Origin of the sequence: Bartonella sp. AP7XZML, from assembly GCF_042195745.1 — a bacterium.
GTDB lineage: Bacteria > Pseudomonadota > Alphaproteobacteria > Rhizobiales > Rhizobiaceae > Bartonella.
The window spans coordinates 12,549-32,652 of the sequence record NZ_JBHIOT010000059.1; the positions used below are offsets into that span (position 1 = coordinate 12,549).

Below are 20,104 nucleotides of genomic sequence, written 5' to 3' on the forward strand. Positions count from 1 at the left end.
TGGGGTTTATGATCTTAATGCACCACGATAAAAGGGGATAAATGCTTGTTTATGAAAAATAAAAACATCAAAGGTTTTGCAATGAAGCTTTTGTGTGTGCGCATTTTGATGTGGGGGATCCTTTCATTTGAACGGATGTGGGTACGGTTGTTGCCATTTTTCCTCGTTCTTAGTCTCTTTTGTTCGTTTAGCTGGTTGGGACTTTTTGGTATTTTGGGCTATTGGTCACATTTGCTCTTACTTGGGGTTATACTTATTTGTGCTGGGGCGAGTTTATTTTTTCTTATTCGTTTTCGGTTTCCCACAATGCGGGAAGTAAATTGCCGCCTTGAACGCGTCAATGATCTTAGACACCAGCCTTTGAATATTCAGACAGATCGTTTATGTTCTGAAAATGATGAAGATTTTAGTGCTGTTATTTGGCGTGAACATCAACGCCGAATGGCAAAGCAATTATACCATTTAAAAACTGGATTTATCTCTCTTAATAGTGCGGATTATGATCCTTTAGCTTTGAGGGCTTTGTGTGCTCTTCTTTTTGTGTGCGCTTTTAGTTTTTCTTTTGGTTCACAAGGGGGGCGTTTGGCTGATGCCTTTGATTTTCGTCCTATCGTTGATGAAAAACTCATGCGGATTGATGCTTGGGTAACACCACCTGCTTATACCGGTGTGGCACCGATTTATTTGACAAAAGATGAGAAAACACAACTAGAAATCCCTGAAGGGAGTAATGTTGTTGTGCGTGTTGTCAATGGGGCTGGCATTACAGTAAAAGCAAAGTCTGTAGAAGATGGGAGGGAAGTTTCGTTTTCAGAGAAAACGGAACAAACAGCTTTGAATGATCCAATTGTTCATTTTGAAATACATTTAAAGCATCCAATAAATTTATTTGTATCATCACGTCGTAAAAAACAGCAATGGCATTTGCAGATAATTAAGGACACGCTTCCAACAATTCATTGGTTGGAAAAACCAGGGAGGATTTTAACGGGATCATTGGAGTTACGATATGTGGTGGATGATGATTATGGTGTGACAAAGGCTTTTGTTGAAATAGAGCCTTTTCTTCCTCAGAATAAAAGTGCTTCTTCTCTTTATAATGCTCCGGAAATAGAGCTTCTTCTTCCGCGTGGTGGAAAGGGGAAAATGCGAATGGTACAGGATATATCAGCGCATCCATGGGCGGGTTCGCAAGTCAAAATTACTTTGGTGGCAGAAGATGGTGCGGGGCAGAAAGGGCGTAGCAAAACTTTTGTTATGATATTACCACAGCGTGTTTTTTCGAATCCTGTTGCACGCGCAGTGGTTGAACTGCGTCGTTTATTAGCGCTTGATGCTTCTGTGAAAGAGCGTGTATTGGATATGCTTTCTGCTTTGCTTGTGCGTCCAGAAAAGGGGTTGCAAAATGCATCGCATTTTATTGTTCTACAAAGTGCGTGGACAAGACTTTCTTTAGCACAAACAGACGAGGATTTGCGCGATGTGGTGGATTATTTATGGCAAATTGCTTTGGGTATTGAAGGCAATCAACTTGAATCCGTGCAAAAAAAGTTAAAACAAGCACAAGCTGCTTTACGTGATGCATTGCGTTACGGTGCTTCAGCGGCAGAAATTGAACGGCTTATGGCAGATTTACGTCAAGCTATGGATGAGTATATTCGTGCTTTGGCTGAAAAAGCACCGGATAGTCAAGTTTCTAAAAATTCTAAAAGCTCAAAAAGTCCTAATCTTTCTGAAGCTACATTACAAGAAAAGCTAAATTTAATTGAGGAAATGGCTAAAACAGGCTCTTCTTTAGCAGCTGAACAACTCTTGGCAGAAGTTGAACAGACGCTTGATCATTTGCATGTGCAAAAAGGCAATCAAAATGAGGGAGAAAAAAGCCAATCTGCACAAATGAAAGAAAAGATGGACCAGCTTGGAGATTTAATGCGTCGTCAGCAAGAAATTCTCAATGAAACACATCAGTTAGAGATGGAACAAAAACGCGGAGAAAATGTACCGGAAACACAAAAAAAATCTTTAAAAAAACGTCAAGCTGAATTGCAATCTGAATTATCAACATTAGAAAAAGAATTATCAGAACAAGGATTTGAAACAGGGGGAGCGTTGAAAAGGGCAGAAGAAAAAATGAATTCTGCGGAAAATGCGCTTGATAATGGAAATCATCAGGTATCTATACAAAATCAGTCTGATGCTTTGGAATCTTTGAGGCAAGGTGCACAAAATGTTTTGAAAAAAATGCGCGAAACACTTAAAGAAACGGGAGATGATCAAAATGCTGATTCTGGTCCTAAAGATCCGTTAGGACGTCCACTTTCTTCAAAAACAGATGAAGAACAAGAAGGCGAGGCTCTACCACAAGAAAGTGATCAAATGCGTACGCGGCAGATTTTGGATGAAATTCGCAAACGTCTTGGTAAAGAGCATCTTTCAGAAGAAGAAAAAAACTATCTTGAAAGATTGCTTCATTTTAATTAACCAGTGTTGGCTTTTTTCTTAATTGATGTCGAAAACAGTGTATGAAGAACCTCTATGGGGTTTATCTCCAAAAAAATGATTAAAGTGCTTGTAAGGCAATAATCATCCTGTTGTACTGATTTTTTAATCATTTAAGTTTAAGATATGCAATATTGAAATGTTCGCTATTGCGGAAAAAAAGCAGAAGTCCATATAGGTTTGGTATATGAAAATCTGTAATGTTTGAAATTTGTTTCTACATGGTATGTTGAGTTGGATATCGTTACGCTGAAAGATTTTTATGCTTCTGCACTTGGACTGCGTGTGCAAAAGACGCTGTGTGACCAATTGAATTTATGGTGGCCTGATCTTACGGATAAACGGATTATGGGATTGGGTTATGCACTTCCTTATCTTTCTACATTGCGTGAACGTGCCCAACAATGTTTTGCTTTTATGCCTGCTGCTCAGGGTGTTTCGCCTTGGCCTTGTTCTGAGCAAGTTGCTACAGCGCTTGTTTTTGAAGAAGATTTGCCACTTCCTGATGCGTCAGTTGACTGTATTTTATTGGTACATGCATTAGAATATACAGAAAATTCGTTTGAAACGTTGAATGAAATATGGCGTGTTTTAGCACCCAATGGCCACTTGATCGTTATTGTACCTAATCGCTCTGGCTTTTGGGCGCGCAATATTACTACGCCCTTTGGTTATGGCGAACCCTATAGTCGGCAACAAATTACTCGTTTGTTCGAAAAAACAAATTTTGTTTCTGGGCCAATACAAGAAATTGTACATTATATGCCCTCTACGGGTTATGTTTCGCGGTTGTTCTCATTTTTTTATGAGCCATTTGCACGCTATCTTTTGCCTTATTTTGGTGGACTCTTAATGTGTCAGGCACAAAAACGTGTTTATCAGGGTTTGCTCGTACAGCGTCGTCAGTCGCGACGTATTTTTATTCCTGCTTTATCACCACAAGTGCGGAATATTTTAATTTATAAAGATAATTAATCATTTTGCCATTGGCATAAGAACCGCAAATATAGAAGGATTCTCTTATTTCAATTTTTTGCATTTACAATTAAAAAATATTCTTTTGTACATTATATGTGGAATTGGCATGTGAATAAAAAATCTCAAGTATCTATATACCGAACCATATTTCATGAATAGTGGAAACATTTTAAGAGAAAAAATGCTGGTATCTTCGTAAGCATAAAAATAGCAGAGTCCGAGGGATCTTGCATAATATGGTTCATGGTGGTTAAAACTGTACAAGGAAGGATTAAAATGCTTCTTATGAACCATCTCAAGTGTCAAGGGCTCCTCTGCAACATCGAGATCTAACATAAGTGTGTGATGGTGCCGGTTTGTTCTTTTATAAGGGTAAAGATGGTGGTGCTCAATGGCTTTATCGTTAGGATAAACATTTAGCGTTATATCATTAATTATACAACCTCTTAAGAGGAGATAAAATCATAAAGAATGGAGGAAAACTATAAAGATAAAAAACATCTCTCAATTTAGGCTAGTGAATGTGAGATAAAGCAGTGCGTGGAGCGGTTTTTCTGAAAAAAATAATCATAAATAGCACTCATCTAAAGATGATAGTTATGATCAAGAATGTTGCTAAAAGATATCACGATTATTTATATGCGAAACATATTAAAAACTTTAGAAAGAACAAAAGTATGTGAAACAGAAGTTACAAAGTATATCGTGAGGGTTGAAAGCATTTTTGTTGCTGGTTCTCATGTTGGAATATTTCGTTTTTTATTCATAATGTTATATATTTTGTCATAAGAATAAGTTCTATGTAATAGCATTCGAATTATATGCGAAGGTTTTTTCATCTCGTTTCTGTTTTCATTTAGAATATTAAAATTATTTTTGAAACAGAAAATCTCGAATTAAAGATTTAAACGGTAACCATTTTGATCTGTTATGAGAATTTGCGCATTGGAGGGATCGTTTTCGATTTTTTGTCGCAAACGATAGATATGGGTTTCTAAAGTATGGGTGATAATATTTTCATTATATCCCCAAACTTGTTCTAACAATGTTTCACGGCTGACAATTTTATCATTGGCATGATAGAGACATTTAAGGATCGCTGCTTCTTTTTCTGTGAGACAGATTTTATTGTTGCATTGATCAAGAAGAAGTTTTTGTCTTAGTTTAAAAGTATAGGGACCAATATGAAAGGTTGCGTCTTCATTTTGTTCATATTGGCGCAACTGTGCTCGAATTCTCGCTAATAACACCGCAAAGCGAAAGGGTTTTGTTACATAATCATTGGCGCCTGTTTCAAGATCTAAAATATTATCACAGTCTGTATCATAATTTATTATCATGATAATGGGGGCACGAAATCCTTGGGTGCGTAATTGTTTAACGGCTTTGTAGCCATCAAGATCAGGAAGTTGAAATCCCAAAATAGTGAGATCAATATTTTCTTCTTGGATTATTTTCATTCCCGCTTCTGCTGTTTTTGCTTGGAAAATTTTAAACTCTTGATGCATTTGCAATTGTTCTACTAAAATGGGGCGTAGATCATCGTCTTCAACGATTAAAAGAGTATAGTGGTTCATGTTTTTCCTTATAGGTATGTTGATGCACTGATTGATATAGTTTCATGAAAAATGAGATTTCATGCAAGAAAAATTAAAAGAGGAAAATTAAAAAAGAGCGCTTCTAAAAAATAAACTTTTATAATTTCTAATGGTTGCTTGCTGAAAAGAAGGTATTCCGTCTGCAGAGTATTTTACGTATTGGTTGGAAGCGTTTTTTATGTTCTAGAACGTGTTTTAGCTATTGAGTGTCATCATCTTTACGCTTATGGAGAAACAAGCTAGCACTATCATTCACTTTGCCAGTTCGTGGGTGTTGCGGACAGTCCTTGGCACTTGAGACGATTCATAGGAGGAATTTTTAGTGCTTTCTTTCACGTTTTTTATCTATATGGGACTTTCTCCGCTTAGAATGTGCAAGCCAATAGCTTTTGATTGATTCAATATAAAACAGGTTGGAAATGAGAGAATCCTGCGGTATGAGGCGCACTCGTCCAACATGCAAAACAATGAACACGCAATATGATGCGTTTTTTAAGCGTGAAGAGAATTGTGCAACACTTAGCACATATGCACTGTTTAGGAGAACTTCACGATCGTTTTTATTGTTTTTATCCACGTTCAGGTTTGTTTTTTTGTTGCATTTGTGTGCGAAGGGGATTGTGTGTTATGTTCGTGGTGTTGCTTATTATAATCGTTGAGCAAGCTTTGCCTTTAGCAATGCCGAAAAGATGCATCATAAAGAGGTTTTTTGTGTAATTTGGAAGGAGACTGTATTGAGAAAGAGTGCAGGATAAAAAATGACAAAGAAAAATATCATATTTATGCATTTAGCATGAGAATACCTCAACAGAAGGATGTGTTGAGCTTATTCTTCTGCGCTATGAAGCATCTTTTTATATGAGTTAATGAATAAAAATTATTGTTTTAAGATAAAAGCATTTCCTCCTTAAGGTTGCCTATTAAACAGACTTCTTTCCATTCATCTTCTGTTACGGGTTGCACTGATAAGCGGCTGGCTTTGACCAGCACCATATTTGCTAGTTTGGGATTGGCTTTGATTTGTTTTAATGAAACAGGTGTTGGCATGTCACAAAGTGCGCGGATATCCACACATTCCCAGCGTGGATCAGAACTTGTAGAATCAGGGTGTGCTTCAGCACATATTTCTACAATTCCTACAATTTCTAAACCTTTATTTGAGTGATAAAAAAAACCTTTATCACCATATTTCATAGCGCGCATATTGTTACGGGCTTGATAATTGCGTATACCATCCCATTGTTCGCCATTAACTCCTTTTTTCTTTTGCATCTCCCATGACCATTTATGGGGTTCAGATTTAAAAAGCCAATAAGCCATGAGTTCTCCTTTTTCATAGACTGTTATGCATTTTTATAAGCATCTTTGTAATACCATCAACGATGATTTTTAAAATGGGGTAAAGAACGGCTATTATCTATTTTTTCTTGTTTCAAAATAATGTGTAGTAGAGAGACGCGCTCCATTGATATTTCATGTTGTGTAAAAGTATTTTGCTCTTTGCTTATCTTTTCAGCTATGGTTTGAAATGCGGTTACTATAAGAGTTTGTTGGAAAAAATTAAGAAAATTGGTTCTAAAAAGCTTTAAGATTACAATGACAATGAAACGAATAAATGATCAAAGATGATGAGGTCAACGAATGGCATTCATATCTATGCTTTGTGGGATAGAGTGCGTCTTATTATGCTGTAAAATACTGTCATTTGAAGTGTAATGATATAAGGCAGTTTTTTGAAACATGAAGTTTTTAAGAATGTGTGGTGAATATTTAGGTTTACGTGTCGATCTTTGGGTTAAGTGAATTGTGTGAGTGGGAAGCAGGTGGAATCTGCTCGATAGAGAATTCGGACTATCTATAGACCGGATTGAGTAGAAATCTTCGTTCTTTAAGATGTGTGTGGGACGTCAATTTTATTATGCTTTTGTTCCACGGCGTCCCATCCCGATCAAGGGCGGGGCTTTTTCATCTAATGGCCAGCGTGAGCGGGGTGCAATGTCAAGAGAGCTTGTTTCTCCTCGTACGAGTTTTTGTGCACCGGCAAAAGCAATCATTGCAGCATTATCGGTACACAAGGAAAGAGGAGGGGCTATAAATTCAAAACCATGTTGACGGGCAAGTTCTTGCAACGTAGAGCGAATGGCTTGGTTTGCGGCAACACCGCCCGCAACAACTAAAGCAGGAGAATGCTTTTCTTGATCATGAGAGAGAGGATATTGGTGGGCAAAGTGTTGTAAAGCTAGGTGAACACGATCACGTACCGTATCAGTCACGGCGGCTTGAAAACTTGCGGCAATGTCAGCAATATCATTTTCTGTAAGAGGAGCTATGGCTGTTGCGGCTTGTCGAACAGCAGTTTTGAGTCCTGAAAAAGAAAAGTCTAACCGTTTTTCACCTTTTAAAGGTCGTGGAAGAGGGATGCGATTTTTATCACCAAATAAAGCTGCTTTTTCAAGTGCTGGTCCACCAGGATAGGGAAGACCTAAAAGTTTTGCTGTTTTATCAAAGGCTTCTCCTAATGCATCATCAATAGTGGTTCCTAAACGTTGATAGTTGCCTACTCCATGAACAATAATTGTTTGTGTATGACCTCCTGAAACTAAAAGTAATAAATAAGGAAAGCTGACGTTGTGCGTTAACACGGCTGTTAAAGCATGTCCCTCTAAGTGATTTACCGCAATAAATGGTTTGCCAGTGGCAAGAGAGAGTGCTTTTGCGCTCATAACGCCTACCAACAATCCTCCTATCAAACCAGGCCCACTGGTGGCTGCAATGCCATCAATATCTTTTAATTTTGTGTTTGCTTCTGTTAGTGCTTGCAGAATTAAATGATCAAGAACTTCAACATGGGCACGAGCAGCAATTTCAGGAACAACACCGCCGTAAGGTGCATGGTGATCAATTTGACTCCAAACAACATTGGAAAGAATTCGGCTGTTTGATTCGTTGTTATATTCAATGACAGCCGCTGCCGTTTCATCACAACTTGTTTCTATTCCCAGCAGACGCATTTTAAACAAAACCTTATATTGAAGCTTCTTTCCTGCGTGCGTACCATGAACAGAAAAAGATGCAAAGTATTTCTCTTAGAATTGTTTTTTCTATGAAAAATATGTGTTTTGGCATTTTCTTTGAATTTTATGATATCGTTGATTAAAAAATAAAGCTGTATTTTCGAGTATAAAATGCAAATGTTTTTTAAAAACTTGTCTATTAAAGGCGATACTTGTAAATATTATTGAGAAAAGCTGCGTTTTTAAAACTTTTTTCATTTTATTATTTTATCATTAAAAAAAGTGTGCACGAAAAGTGACAGAGATGGTCGATTCTTCAAAACCAAAAGTTAAACCACATTATGCTGGTACGCGCCGTAAGAAACCAGTTATTGAACATGAAGCTGTTCCCCATGATTCAGAGGAAAAAATCCATAATTCTGTAGAATCTCATGCGCGAGAAGAACAGAATATGCAAGGTCAGGATAAAAGTATCTCTAGTACAACTTGGCTTTTCTTGTCCCTTTCTGGGATTTTGGGAGGATTCATTGCTTTGGGAATTTTTATGGGGCTTCAATGGGCTGGTTTTTTTCCTTCTCCTTTTGTGGAAAATTCTGCTGGAGGAGAAAAAGCTTTGCAGATTGCTGAAGCCGCAAAAAGTCAAGGTGAAGACACAAAGGAACAATTGAGGCGGGTCTTTCAAGAAATTGATACGTTAAAAACAGAGTTTTCTTCTTTTTCATCACAACAGTTTAAAACAACGAAAAATGATGAACTATCGAAAGAAGAAAGCAAAAAAGCTTTTGCGATTTTAGAGGAAAAAGTAAAAGCTCTTGAAGAAACTGTACAAACTTTTGTTAGAAAGTCGAAAGATATAGAGACGGCTTTGTCTGTTGGGCAGAGCAATGCAAATGATCTTGCTGCGTTAAAACAACAGTTAGAAGCACTACAGGAAGAAACTGCTGTTAAAAATAGTGAGAAAAAAGAAATAGATACCGCGCTCTTTACTGCAATTAGTTCATTAAAAAATGCTGTAGAGCGTGGTGGATCTTATAATAATGAATTAAAGCTGTTACAACAATTATCGCCTTCGATTAATGGACTTGATGTGTTGCAAAAAACAGCTACTGTGGGTCTTCCAAGTTCAGCACAACTTTCAGTTGATTTTGCTCATGTTGCCGATGCAATTGTTGGTACGCAAAATCTTGTTGCGTCAGATGCTGGTTTTTTTGACCGAATTTTAGCGTGGATAAAAGGGCTCATTGTTTCGCGACCGATTGGAAATGTTGAAGGGACAACGCTGGGGGCTATTGCGGCACGCATGGAAGTTGCCATTCAAGCTGGTGATTACGAAAAGGCTTTGAGCGAATGGCAATCATTGCCTCAAAGTGCAAAAGATGTTTCAATGGATTTTGTTAAGCAGCTTGAAAGACATATTGCTATTCAACAGTTGTTGCAGCAATTGTTATTGTCTGTGCAACAAGGATCTTTTAAAGCAACAAAGATGTAAATAGGCCCAAGATGATACGTGTTTTTATTTATATTTTTGTTGTTTGTATCCTCGGTTTAGCTTTCACGTGGGTTGCTAATCACAATGGTATTTTTGTTCTCACATTTTTGCATTTCAGATTTTCTGCTTCATTTCTTACAGTGTTAAGTGTGCTTATTTTGTTTTTTGTAACGCTGGTGCTTTTATGGTGGTTATTGTCTTTCTTTTTTTCCATACCGAATGCTCTTTGCAATTATTTTTATAAACGCCATCAAAAGCGTGGTTACGAAGCTCTTTCAAAGGGGATTCTTGCAACTTTTGCTGGTGATAGTATGGTTGCGCAAAAAATGGAAGCACGGGTTGCTAAATATCTTGCAGGAAAACAAGAGCCATTGGTAAAACTCTTACAAGCGCAAACCTTGTCTTTACAAAATGACTCTGTTCGCGCCATCGGTCTTTATGAGGAGATGAGAAAGGAAGATCCGACAAAACTGGTTGGACTTTATGGTTTGTTTCGTGAAGCAATGAAGAGTAAAGCTTATGAGGCAGCGCAACAATATGCCGAAGAGGCACTGACTTTATCGCCAGCACTTTTATGGGCGCATAAGGCGGTGCTTGATCGGTTAAGTACTGAGGGTAAATGGGATAAGGCACTTACTATTTTTGAAAGAACGCAAAAAGCTCTCCCGCGTTCTATTCGCGCGACTCCAGAGCGGCAGCATATACAGGTTTTACTACTAAGTGGGCAGGCACTTTCTTTGTTTGATACACATCCTGTACAAGCACGTGAAGCTATTTTGAAAGCCCATAAATTGGCGCCTGATTTTGTTCCAATAATAGTTATTGCTGCTGATATTCTTTATAAATTAAACGAAACGCGTAAAGCGGATAAAATGATTATAGCGGCTTGGCAAAAGGAGCCTCATCCTGACTTGGGAGCGCTTTATCTTGAAAGAGAAGAAGGAGCCATTGGGCGATTGAAAAGGGCTAAGACACTTGCTTCTTATAATAAAGATGCATTTGAGTCGGCTTTCCTTATTGCTAAAGCAGCTTTGGATGCTGGTGAAACAGCATTAGCAAGAGAGAAGGCACAAAAAGCATTACGATGTCATCCACGGGAAAGTGTTTATTTATTGTTGGCAGATATTGAAGAGGCACAGGGAAACAATCAAGGTGCTGTGCGTCAATGGCTTTCTTTAGCACTTCGTGCTGAACGTGATCCAGTGTGGATGTGTGATGGGGCCATTTTTTCTTCTTGGTCAGCGGTTTCTCCAATCAGTGGACGTTTGGGCTGTTTTGAATGGAAGGCGCCTCCTTGTATGCCTTCTCTCACATTAGAGGCGGACAATATTGTGTCGAAAAAGCAAGACAAAGAGTATGTTATGGGAAAAAGTGATGATGTTGGAGATAAGAAGCTTGAAAAATTAACACCTATAGATGATTCTCTTTTGCATAATGTGCAGGTGGAGAAACAAGATATAAAAGAAAAAGATGTAAAAATGTTCAGTCAAACTCACTTAAATGTTGATGATCCAGGGGTTAAAACAGAAGAAGAAACATCTTTATCGAGGAAAAAATTTCGTTTATTTTAAATTGCACCAATGTGATAATACGAATGTTTTCTCAGAAGAAACAATTGACCTAGAAGAAAAAATATCGTTAGTCTTGTCCAATAAAATTATTCTCTTATGCTTTAAAAATAAAGTTTTGCTTGATAGCAGAGGTGATTGGTTAAAAAATGTTTTTAAATCAGAGATGTCTTGATAAAAAACAAAAAAATAACAAACCAAGGATTGCTGTCGTTATTCATCGGCGCTCTACCTATACTGGTCGGTTGGGAAAATTTTTACAACAAAATGGTTTTGTTCTTGATATTTATCGTCCTATTTTTGGACAAAAACTCCCTGATACATTAGAGCATTATGCCGGCGTTGTTATTTTAGGGGGACCGATGAGTGTGAATGACAGCGAAGCCTATATTGGTGAGGAAATTGATTGGATTTCGTTATCACTAAAGGAAAATAAGCCTTTTTTGGGTATTTGTCTTGGAGCACAAATGTTAGCGCGAAATCTAGGGGGGCGCGTTGGTACAAGAAGTGATGGGACTGTTGAAGTCGGCTGGTATCCACTAGAAGCAACCCCACAAGGGAAGGAATTGATGAATTGGCCAGAGATGGTCTACCATTTCCATGATGAAGGTATTTATGATTTACCGAAAGAGGCAATGCTTTTGGCAACAGGGAATACATATCCTACACAAGCTTTTCGTTATGGAAACAATGCATGGGGCTTGCAGTTTCATGCTGAATTTACACGCGCTATGATGCGGCGTTTGGTCGTGCGTTCGGCACATAAATTGACTGAAAAAGGTGCTCAACCTGCTTGTGCACACTTGAAAGGTCGTTTAATCTATGATCGAGCTTTGAGCCAATGGTTTGAAAGCGCATTACACCAGATTTTTTGTACACCGCCCGTACTTGTGTGATTGTTGACAACGAATTGATTTATATAGGTAATTCACGGTTTTGTATATTGAATGAGAACCCCGAATATAGTAAGGTTTTTTCATTCCAAACCTGTGTATTTTGACTCAATAAAAACCTCTTGTTTGCATGTCACAAGTAGGGCTGGCGTGTGGGCAAAACTGTATAAGAAAAGACTAAAAATGCTTCTTATGAACTGTCTTAAGTGCCAAGGGCTGTCGCAACATTTGGGGGCTAGCCAAATATAATGATGGTGCTGGCTTTGGGGTCTCCATAAGCGTAAAGATGGGGGGCTCAATGGCTTTATCGTTAAGAAACACTATTCATTATCATTTTTGTTGTGCTGTAAAACAGTATGGTTTAAGGCAGAGGTAGAAAATCTATGTAAAACTTTACACATGAGGTGTTTTTTGTTAAAGGGTGTAATGGGTTTTTTTTTAAGAAAATCTTGTTAAGCTTATGAGATACAGTACTTTAGAACGATGTATAGGGACTTCTTGAAGTGATCAGTAGATAAAATCCGGTCGATTAAGAAGTTGGATTGTGTATAAACTGAACGTGGTTGGGAATCTTTACCCTTTTTAGGGTGGGGAGGAAGTTAAGAGATAAAGAAAGTTTGAATATTGTCTAAATCCTTTCAAATACCATCATCACAAAAAAGTTTTTCTTTGAGTTATTTAATTTGTGGGCTCTTTTGTCTTGCTCTGATATTTATTTATAGCGCACTCTGGTTTTTTTTTCACGTAAAATAGAAGACTATGTTTCTGATATATTCACAAAAGTATCTTCCCATAATATGGCGGCGGTATGTGAGAATGTGCACAAGGATGGTTATCCTTTACGTGTCGGTGTTGTTTGTGACAAGTTTCAATTTTCTTGGCCTTTACATGGGTTTTCTTTATCGACGGGGCGTTTGACAGCTGGTGCACCAATTTACGCACCTCATTTGGTCGAGTTTAATGTTCATTCTCCTGCATTAATTGTTTTTTCCGGAAAAACTCCCATAGTATCGCATTGGCGCAATTTGGTGATTGAAACAGAGCCTTATTGGAAAACGGGTAAAACATTGAAGTTTATAGCTGAAGGGCTTGAGATTTCATCTTTTTCCTTTTCCCCTGAAGATCAAAAGCTTCAAGAAGCATTAAGAGCACAAACGATAGATAAAAAAACGACACAAGAAAATATTGAAGATCCGGCATCTTTGCAAAATACGCATAACGTAATTATTCAGCCGTTAGAGCCAAAAGAAGCTTCCCCAAAAATAACGGCAGAATTTTTGCGTTTTGATCTAAAACATGAAAAGAATGATTTGTCGGGACATATAACTTTTGACGGTTTTGATGCTTCTCCCTTTTTAAAATCTTCTTTTGTTGATATTCCTAAAATTGATGGCAATTTGAAATGGATTTTAAATGACATTTCTTTTTTGTCTGAAGATGAAGAAAAAAATTGGAAACAGCGACTGTATGGAAAAAGTGGACTTTTAAAGCAAGGTGAATTGACTTTTCATACAGGTGGTGTAGTGCGTATTAGTGGACCTTTTTCTTTTGATGATGAAGGATATTTGACAGCAAAATTTGAACTTGTCCTTATTCAGTCCATGAAGCTTCTTGACACTCTGCAGCGCTTATTTCCCGCGCAAGCCAATAATCTTCAAGCGTTATTTTTTATTTTGAGTGCTTTGCCTAAAAATGCGGACGGCGCTCCCGTTCTTTCTTTGCTCATTAACAATGGGTGGGTAAAACTGGGATTTTTAAAACTTGGTCGTCTTGCTCCACTTTAGGTGTTGTACCAAAGCCTTTTTTCATCTTTACTATCAAATTTCGACTTTTTCTGATTTTCACACTTTTTTGCAATTTTAGAGTGTTAAACATTTATTTTAACAAAATGCGTATTTAATGGTAAAAAAATAGCTATAAAAATAAAAAATTACCACTTACTCCTAACTCGTCCAACCTCTTTTCACTTAGTACAAAATCTTATGTCAAACTACATATAGCAACAGTGTTTCTATAGAAAAAGTGGCATTTTAAAGTATGCTGAATTGCCTTTTTATACAGGTGGTGTGGTACTTGTTAGGAACCTTTTTCTTTATATATGGAATGAGCATATTGCATATATCTGTTTGGGTGTAACCTCTTAAAACAAGTAAATAGCCTAGTTGGAGGAAGATATGAAGTTGTAAAGGGGAAAATCAACATCCATCTTTACTGTCATTTTTTATTCGATTTTACGCATTTCAAAAGCAGTTATAGTTATATCTTTTAAATAATGGATTAAGCTTATCCTTTTATTTCTGATATTTTTTAATGAAGCCATATGTCTTCCACGTAAAACAGAATATATTTGTATTGCATATTTACGTATTTATTAAAACAATATTTCTCAGTGCTTCTTATTTCACGATGTCGCCTATGAATGGTATAAGGATAAAGCCATTAAGCACCATCATCTTTTCGGTTACGGAGTAACAAGCTAGGGGAAAACATCATCATATTATATTTGCTTATATTTGCTAACTCCCAATGTTACTGCAGCTTTTGGCACTTGAGGCGGTTTATGAGGGGCATTTTTAGTCCTTTCTTTACTGTTTTTATCTATTCGGCTTTCCCATTTGCAATATACAAGGGGAAATGGGGTTAATTAATTGAATATAAATAGATTTTAAATGAGACAAATTTAGAATATCGGATTATCAGTTATCATAAAAATGATAAAATTATGATTGTAAATCAATATATTATATTTTTATGATGAAGGATATTTGACAGTAAAATTTGAGTTTATTTTTAGTGCTCTGTCTAAAAATGCGGGATAGCGCCTCCGTTCTTTCCTTGCTGCTTCGTCATGGATGGATAGAACGGGGCAAAAGCTTAGCTGTTTTGTACTGCTTTTAAGTCTGAAAGTTTATGTTTTTAGGGTGAAAAATCAATCCTGCTGTTTTTTTGACATTGTTGCAAACAATTCTATTGTGATAAATAGCGAGATTTTTATTTTTGGTGTTATGTTTAAAATGCAAACTCCCGCTCTCTATTTTTGTTGGTTTGTTGTGGTGGTGGGATAGAACGGGAGATTGAGTGGGTCGTTTTGTATTTGCTTTAGGTTTGAAAGCCAATATTTTGAAGTTGAGAAATCAATCCTGCTGCAAAAGTAAAACGAGAAATATTGAGATCATTTTCAATAAGGGCGCTAATGCGGTTTGTAATGTTGTGAATATGATCTTCTTCTGTTTTTTTCCAAGTGTCAAAAGGATCTTTTTTCTTTCCATAATTTTTGAGGATTTTCATAACGATTTGCCGAAAACTTTCAGAAACATTTTCTTTGGCTTGGCTTAAAGCCATACTATCATAATAATCTACTACAGGGATTATACGACTTGCTTCGTTAATGCGGTTTATACGAATGATTTGCGCAAGTGAAAAGTAGATCTCTGCAGTTTTAATAAGATCACTGTTGCTTTTTTTTGCAATTAAAGAAATATCACAGATTGTTGAAGCAGCTTCCAAGAGGGCTAATTGTTTCGCTAATGCTTTTGGTGCTCCCTCTTCGCTGTAGTGTAATGCTTTTTCTTCAATCTTTTGCTTAATATCGTTGTCGTGAGAATGCATAAGCTCTTTTTCAATAACGCTACGGGCTTGCTTTATTGTTTTTACAATTTCTTCTAATGGACGTGAGAGATCTATGTTGTGCAAACCCCAATTGGTTGTTTCAAAGAGCATTGGGGTCATTGTTGCGTAGAATTTATTTTGGACAAGACCGGGTATTTTATTATCAAGCTTATCAATTTGCTCAGACAATTGAGGAATTTCGAAACCATCGCGGATGGCAATAAAAACGCGAATAATATTTTCAGTCTTTTGTTCTGTTGCATCGTGTAGTCTATTAACAAAAGTGGGGCCTCCACGATTTACAATATCGTTGGCAATCAGCGTTGCGATAATATTACGACGCAATTGATGGTTAATAACTTCCTTCTTAAAATTTTCTTGAATTTGGGTTGGAAAATAGTTCAGCAGGGCTGTATTGAAATAGTGATCATCAACAATGGGGCTATTAGCAATTTCTTCTTTTAAGGTCAATTTAGCATAGGCAAAAATAACGGCGAGTTCTGGACGGAGAAGACCTTTGCCTTGGGTTGTTCTTTGTCGTAAAATTTGCTCATCAGGGAGTATTTCAACTCTGCGATCTAGAAGCTTTTTTTGTTCCAAATCGTGCATAAAGCGTATTTGATAGGGCAAATCAGTAGTGCTTTGGTTTTCCGCCAAAGAAAGCGCAAGGGGTTGTAGATAATTGTTGCGCAAGACGAGTTGCTCGACTTGAGGCGTCATTTTTTTCAAGAGCTTATTGCGATCTTCGCGGGTTAACGTTTTGGCACGTAGTGCTGATGCAAGAACAATTTTGAGATTGACCTCAATATCAGAACAATTCACACCAGCAGAATTGTCAATGGCATCCGTGTTGCATCGACCACCATTTAAGACATATTCAATCCGTCCACGTTGTGTAACACCAAGATTAGCTCCTTCACCAATAATTTTTGCACGCACTTGTTCTCCGGTAATGCGTATTGCATCATTTGCGCGATCACCTACTTGGGCATCATTTTCTGTTGCAGCACGGATATAAGTACCAATGCCACCGAACCATAAAAGATCAACAGGGGCTTTGAGAAGAGCAGAGATAATTTCAAAGGGTGTTCCTGTTTGTTTTTCGAAACCAATGGCTTGTGCTGCTTCAGGTGAGAGAGTAATGGTTTTTTCTTTTCGTGAGAAGATACCACCGCCCTTTGATAATTTGGTTTTATCGTAATCCTGCCAGCTTGAGCGAGGTAGTCTGAAGAGACGCGTACGCTCTACATAGCTTTCGTCTATGTTCGGATCTGGATCAATAAAGATATCGCGGTGATCAAAAGCGGCAATCAATTTTGTTTGTTTGGAAAGCAGCATTCCATTGCCAAAGACATCACCAGACATATCGCCAACACCGACACAGGTGAAGGGCGTTGTTTGAATATCGTGATTAAATGATTCTCTAAAATGTCTTTTGACGGCTTCCCATGCACCTTTAGCTGTAATACCAATGTCTTTGTGGTCGTAACCTGCTGAACCTCCAGAGGCAAAAGCATCATCAAGCCAAAAGTGGTTTGCTTGGCTGATGGCGTTGGCTGTATCAGAAAAAGTTGCTGTTCCTTTGTCCGCCGCAACAACAAAATAGGGGTCAGGGTCATCATGACAGATGACATTGTGGGGAGAACTTATTTTGCCGTTAATCAGATTGTCTGTAATGGAGAGCAAAGCTGTGATAAAGTCTGTATAAGCTTGTCGTGCTGCTTCTATGATGACAGCACGGTCATTTGTTTGGGGAAGCCGATGGGGATAGAATCCACCTTTTGCACCTGCAGGAACGATAACCGCATTTTTAACTTGTTGGGCTTTGACTAAGCTAAGCACTTCGGTGCGATAATCTAATGCACGGTCAGACCAACGAATTCCGCCACGAGCGATAGGTCCAAAACGCAAATGGACCCCTTCAACTTCTGGTCCATAAACAAAAATTTCTCGGTAAGGGCGCGGTTCAGGCAAACCTTCAATCTGGCGCGGATTTAATTTGGTGGCTAAAATACGCCGTGGACTTCCATCAGGAAGAGGCGTAAAGGCATTCGTTCGTAAACTCGCCTCGATAAGGTTACAATAACGGCGTAAAATGAGATCATCATCTAAACCAGAGACTTTCCGTAATTTTTCTTCAATGCGCTTTTGAATGACTTGTTGGTTTTTTTCTCGTTCTTTTTCTGTATGGCTTTGATGAAATTTTAAATGAAATAAAGCATAAAGATCTTGGGTAATGTTAGGATAAGCATTTAAAGTTTGGGCAACGCGATCTTGCGAATAAGGAATTCCAGCTTGTTGGAGATAGCGCCCATAATGGCGCAAAATAACAATTTCATGCCAATCAAGCTCAGCTGTTTGGGTGAGAGCATTAAAGCCGTCATTATCAGCATTTTGTGCCCAAATGGCTTCAAAGGTTTCGGCGTGTTTTTGACCGTCTTTTTCAAAATCGATACAGCGTTGGAAAGTACTTTCTAGCTGCATATCATGAAGATACACAGAGCGCCCATTGCCATCTGGTAATTCAAGGGTTTGTTCAGCAATAACGCGAAACCCCATATTTTCAAGGAGTGGTACACGTTTGGAAAGGGCAAGTGCTTCATGGCGGTGAAAAAGCCGAAGAGAAATGCACTGTTTTTCTTTGTTTTGTGCGTGATAAAAGATCACGAAAAGGGGCTTTTCATCATGAAGACTTAGAATATGTCCGGCATCGTTAATAGCGTCTTCAGCTGAAAATAAATCACGATAGCTGTTGGGGAATTCACTGGCTAGACGTGTTTGTTGCTCTGTTATTTTCTTGTTAAGAGCGATGGCTTGAACCCTGTCTTCCCAACTTCGTGCAATCGAACGTACATGTTGTTCAAGTGTGGAGCGCTCGTGAAGGGGGACAGTTTCGTTTCCTTTGCGATGGATGATATAATAGACACGTATAAGGGTGCTTTCCAAAAATAGCGGATAAGATTCAAAAAAGTCACCTTTATAAAGCTCAACAAAATGTTCGCCAACTTTTTCACGCAGGCTGCTGCTATATTGGTCACGCGGTACGTAGACAAGGATAGAAACAAAGCGTCCAAAAGAATCAGTGTGGGCAAGAACCCGTAAACGTGGGCGCTCATCTAATTGTAGAATAAGCTTAGTGTTTTCTGTCAATGTATCAACATCAGAGCGAAACATTTCATCTCTTGGATAGGTTTCTAAAGCACTGATGAGTGCTTTTCCTGAATAATCGGCGTGATTGTGTCCAAGACGTTGAATAATAGTTCGGGCTTTTTCTTTTAAGAAAGGAATTTGCAAAATAGAACGTGTATAAGCTGAGGAGGTAAAAAGCCCTACAATGCGTAATTCTCCACAGAGTTGGTTTTCTTTATCAAAGATTTTAAGACCAATATAATCGAGCCAAACAGAACGGTGAATTTTGGAGCGGCTGTTCGCTTTTGTCACGATAAACAGATTATCGCTTTCCATGAAGGATAAAACTTCTTGAGGAGGTTCTTTCATACTTTTATCGTCAACAATATGAATAGAAGCATCCGTGAGTATACCAAGTTCAATATTACTCGCTGTAAAGGATTTTAGGGGTTTTTGGTCTTTGATGAAGTTGTAAGTGCGCATACCAAGGAAAATAAAATTATCGTCCATTAGCCAGTGAAGAAACTCAATGGCTTTTTCGCCTTCTTGTTTGTAGTGTGGGGGAAGACTTATTTGGTAGGCATGAATCTGCTTTTCAACTTCTTCAAGCATAGGTTTCCAGTCTTGTACAGCAGCATTAACCTGTTCAAGAACTAAGGTGAGTTCATTTTCAAGTTTTTGTATTTGCTGTTTGTTTAATGACTCGATGTGAATTTGCATCAGACTGATGCGTTTTCCAGAAACACAATCAATAATGGGGTGTGCAATCAAATAGATATGGTTTTTGTGTTGATTAAAAACATTTAAAATAGAATCGAGAAGGAAGGGTTTGTTATCATTGACAAGCGTGATAACGGTTATAGGTCTGTTACTACGGGTTAAATTTTGCTCAAAGCAGATGGTATTTTTTCCCGTCTGATGGAGATTAAAAGCTTTTACCGCGATGGCTGTGGCTTTTTGAAGTTCTTCATTTTCGTAATAAGCAATATCTTCTTGATCGGTTTGGGCAAAAAGGATTTGTTCTATTTTATCTTGGGTGTTTTTTGTTTCTGTTTTTTTTTGTTGCAACACATTCACTCTCCCTTTTTGCTCTTAAGGGGTCTTTTCTTCTCTTTTTAAAAGCAGACCATTATATTTTTTATATACTGTAACACCTTCTTTCTAAAGAAAATAGCTCTTTATTTGGAAAGAATGAGTTTGTTTTTGCTATTTTTTAGTAATATTTTGTACTTTAAAGAAATATTTTGCTTCAAGGAAAGGGCGCTTTTAGTATTTTTGTATGTTAATAGTTTGTTTTTTAAAATATACAAAATGAAAGTAAAAAAAG

At 37.7% G+C, this 20,104-nt stretch carries 10 protein-coding genes; 6 read left to right on the top strand and 4 right to left on the bottom strand.

Going from position 1 to position 20,104, the window contains the following annotated elements; translation table 11 throughout:
- Positions 1-51: 51 nt before the first annotated feature.
- Positions 52-2,481 carry a TIGR02302 family protein gene (locus tag ACFILT_RS04170; RefSeq protein ID WP_375678686.1) on the top strand — a complete coding sequence of 810 codons (2,430 nt, stop codon included), beginning with the start codon at positions 52-54 and terminating at the stop codon, positions 2,479-2,481.
- Positions 2,482-2,703: 222 nt separating this feature from the next.
- A complete protein-coding gene (locus ACFILT_RS04175; RefSeq protein WP_375679645.1) occupies positions 2,704-3,474 on the top strand; it encodes a class I SAM-dependent methyltransferase in 771 nt (256 codons plus the stop codon).
- Positions 3,475-4,373: 899 nt separating this feature from the next.
- On the opposite strand, the gene ACFILT_RS04180 is transcribed toward ACFILT_RS04175, so the two are convergent.
- From ACFILT_RS04180 to tsaD, 3 genes are all read right to left on the bottom strand, one after another.
- Positions 4,374-5,054 (bottom strand): response regulator transcription factor, encoded by a 681-nt coding sequence (locus ACFILT_RS04180; RefSeq protein WP_375678684.1) that lies wholly within the window; start codon positions 5,052-5,054, stop codon positions 4,374-4,376.
- Positions 5,055-5,960: 906 nt separating this feature from the next.
- On the bottom strand, positions 5,961-6,395 hold the full coding sequence (locus ACFILT_RS04185; protein WP_375678683.1) for an EVE domain-containing protein: 435 nt from the start codon (positions 6,393-6,395) through the stop codon (positions 5,961-5,963).
- Positions 6,396-6,991: 596 nt separating this feature from the next.
- Positions 6,992-8,086, bottom strand: coding sequence for a tRNA (adenosine(37)-N6)-threonylcarbamoyltransferase complex transferase subunit TsaD (gene tsaD / locus ACFILT_RS04190; protein ID WP_375678682.1), 1,095 nt, complete (start codon positions 8,084-8,086; stop codon positions 6,992-6,994).
- Positions 8,087-8,393: 307 nt separating this feature from the next.
- On the opposite strand from tsaD, the gene ACFILT_RS04195 reads away from it, so the two are divergent.
- The 4 genes from ACFILT_RS04195 to ACFILT_RS04210 all read left to right on the top strand — a co-directional run bounded on the left by ACFILT_RS04195 (position 8,394) and on the right by ACFILT_RS04210 (position 13,823).
- Positions 8,394-9,578 carry a COG4223 family protein gene (locus ACFILT_RS04195; RefSeq protein WP_375678681.1) on the top strand — a complete coding sequence of 395 codons (1,185 nt, stop codon included), beginning with the start codon at positions 8,394-8,396 and terminating at the stop codon, positions 9,576-9,578.
- Between the two features lie 11 nt (positions 9,579-9,589).
- A complete protein-coding gene (locus ACFILT_RS04200; RefSeq protein WP_375679646.1) occupies positions 9,590-11,149 on the top strand; it encodes a heme biosynthesis protein HemY in 1,560 nt (519 codons plus the stop codon).
- 146 nt (positions 11,150-11,295) lie between these two features.
- Entirely contained in the window at positions 11,296-12,042 is a 747-nt protein-coding gene (locus ACFILT_RS04205) for a glutamine amidotransferase (RefSeq protein WP_375606037.1), read from the top strand.
- A 794-nt stretch (positions 12,043-12,836) separates the two neighbouring features.
- Positions 12,837-13,823: a DUF2125 domain-containing protein gene (locus ACFILT_RS04210; RefSeq protein WP_375678679.1), complete on the top strand. Its 987-nt coding sequence runs from the start codon at positions 12,837-12,839 to the stop codon at positions 13,821-13,823.
- A 1,315-nt stretch (positions 13,824-15,138) separates the two neighbouring features.
- On the opposite strand, the gene ACFILT_RS04215 is transcribed toward ACFILT_RS04210, so the two are convergent.
- Complete coding sequence (locus ACFILT_RS04215) at positions 15,139-19,848, bottom strand: NAD-glutamate dehydrogenase (RefSeq protein ID WP_375679647.1); 4,710 nt, start codon at positions 19,846-19,848, stop codon at positions 15,139-15,141.
- Positions 19,849-20,104 lie beyond the last annotated feature (256 nt).

Excerpts from the sequence above, each read along its gene's own strand:
- ACFILT_RS04170 (WP_375678686.1), top strand. The coding sequence starts at position 52 with ATGAAAAATAAAAACATCAAAGGTTTTGCAATGAAGCTTTTGTGTGTG.
- ACFILT_RS04180 (WP_375678684.1), bottom strand. The coding sequence starts at position 5,054 with ATGAACCACTATACTCTTTTAATCGTTGAAGACGATGATCTACGCCCC.
- ACFILT_RS04185 (WP_375678683.1), bottom strand. The coding sequence starts at position 6,395 with ATGGCTTATTGGCTTTTTAAATCTGAACCCCATAAATGGTCATGGGAG.
- tsaD (WP_375678682.1), bottom strand. The coding sequence starts at position 8,086 with ATGCGTCTGCTGGGAATAGAAACAAGTTGTGATGAAACGGCAGCGGCT.
- ACFILT_RS04195 (WP_375678681.1), top strand. The coding sequence starts at position 8,394 with ATGGTCGATTCTTCAAAACCAAAAGTTAAACCACATTATGCTGGTACG.
- ACFILT_RS04200 (WP_375679646.1), top strand. The coding sequence starts at position 9,590 with ATGATACGTGTTTTTATTTATATTTTTGTTGTTTGTATCCTCGGTTTA.
- ACFILT_RS04205 (WP_375606037.1), top strand. The coding sequence starts at position 11,296 with ATGTTTTTAAATCAGAGATGTCTTGATAAAAAACAAAAAAATAACAAA.
- ACFILT_RS04210 (WP_375678679.1), top strand. The coding sequence starts at position 12,837 with ATGGCGGCGGTATGTGAGAATGTGCACAAGGATGGTTATCCTTTACGT.